This window comes from Affinundibacterium seohonense, from assembly GCF_014284305.1.
GTDB lineage: Bacteria > Pseudomonadota > Gammaproteobacteria > Burkholderiales > Burkholderiaceae_D > Undibacterium > Undibacterium seohonense.
The window spans coordinates 1-1,742 of sequence record NZ_JACOFW010000060.1 but is presented as its reverse complement, the minus strand read 5'-3'; the positions used below and the strand labels follow the sequence as shown (position 1 = coordinate 1,742).

General features: G+C 40.8%; 1 protein-coding gene and 1 pseudogene. Both read left to right on the top strand.

Translation table 11 applies throughout. The annotated features are described in order from the left end of the window. Positions 1-514: 514 nt before the first annotated feature. Positions 515-874 (top strand): annotated as a pseudogene (locus H8K52_RS21995) (DUF3667 domain-containing protein); the annotation flags it as partial. A gap of 30 nt (positions 875-904) precedes the next feature. Next, the gene (locus H8K52_RS20530) at positions 905-1,642 is read left to right on the top strand and encodes a hypothetical protein (protein WP_246464734.1); all 738 of its coding nucleotides are present in this window, start codon (positions 905-907) and stop codon (positions 1,640-1,642) included. Positions 1,643-1,742 lie beyond the last annotated feature (100 nt).

The window sequence follows — 1,742 nt, the reverse complement described above, 5'->3', positions numbered from 1 at the left end:
TATCCTTGGCAAGCTCTTTTGCCAAAGCTTTCAGTTTTTCTCTATCCATTAAAATGTCCATCGGTAATTCCTCGCTCGAGAGGTTAATAGACCGTGGACATTTACACAAATTTATTCACAGGCTCTGCAAGTTGGACTTGACATGCATCATAGAAGGGCGGGTCTAATCCGCGCTGTAAATCACGTCAACAATAATTCGATCAACTATTTACTCGAACACTCAATCATCTTCTCGGTATCTCGAACATGTTCACGGTGCGGTTTATACCCGCTCCACATTTTCTTAGAACGGCAGAGTCTGCCATTCGCCTTTGCTAGTCAAGAGGTCAAACCAAATACTAGCAAATCACCGTAATAAAAAGTTTTACCTATAACACCGGCACACATTCGTTCCAAAATGCTACCAAACTTTTGCTTTCCACACTTGTGTCAATTTGTTTTCTGTTTTTAGGTTTATCTTGAGACTACCTGCTGAGTAAGGCACAATCTGTCGATCGACAAATTGAGGTAATTCATGAGTATTGAAATCAGCGGTGCAGGTGAAGCTTTAACGGCTATTGTTGTGAGTGATGAACTAGCCAATCAGCAAGGCAAAAACAATAAAGATCAAAACGCAGAATCGCATAAAGATTGTGCGAATTGTGGTGCCACCTTAACTGGTGCTTTTTGCCAAAATTGCGGCCAGTCTGCTCATATTCACCGTTCTTTATTGCACATGATTGAAGAGGTCTTACACGGCATCTTGCATTTTGATACGAAGTCTTGGCGCACGATTCCGGCTCTACTTTTTAAGCCGGGGCAATTAACGAAGCAGTATATTGATGGAAAACGCACGTCTTTCGTGTCGCCGTTGGCCTTGTTTTTGTTTTTGATCTTTCTCATGTTTTTCATTTTTTCTTTAACGATGAATGCGCCGTCCCTCGATGGGAATGCAGACTCTCGCGCTGATGTTGTTAAAGAGTTGAAGGCTGCCGAATTAAGCATGAGCCAACAATTGGCGAAACAAGCAAAGCTAAAACCATTTAGTGAAGACGCGATCAAATTAAGTGATGAAATTAACGAAACGCGTATCGAAATAAGAGAATTGCAAAATGAGATTGATAGCATAGACGGGAAAGAGATCGGCATACCCGCTTTAGAAGTATCGCTTACTCAGGCAGAAAAAAATCTTAGCGATTTGAAGAATACACAGCTTAACTTCAAGTTGTCGGATGAGGACGCGAAGAATACGGAATCAAGTGCATACATGCAGTCTTTAGACATTGCGCAAAATGTGAGCTTTGCTGAAAGTGAAGTGAGGTATTTTAAAAAGCAAATCGCGGCTGAATTACGAGCCATAGAGAAAAAGAAGGCGAAAGCTAAAAAAGCCGCTGATAAGGAGGCTAATAATGCAGCTCATAATACGGCTGACGATGCGGCAAACGATACGGCTGGCGATGCGACTTCAAAAAGTGGCGACAAGATCGCTAAGAATGATAACGTTAAAGTTAAAGTGAATTATGTAAATAGTTCTCTCTTTCCTAATTTAGATGCTCGTATCGAACATGCTGTCAAAAACCCTGAATTGACTTTATTTAAAATGAAAAAGAATTCTTCAGGATTGGCGATTTTATTGTTAGAGCCTGTGAATAAATTTGTGTAAATGTCCACGGTCTATTAACCTCTCGAGCGAGGAATTACCGATGGACATTTTAATGGATAGAGAAAAACTGAAAGCTTTGGCAAAAGAGCTTGCCAAGGAT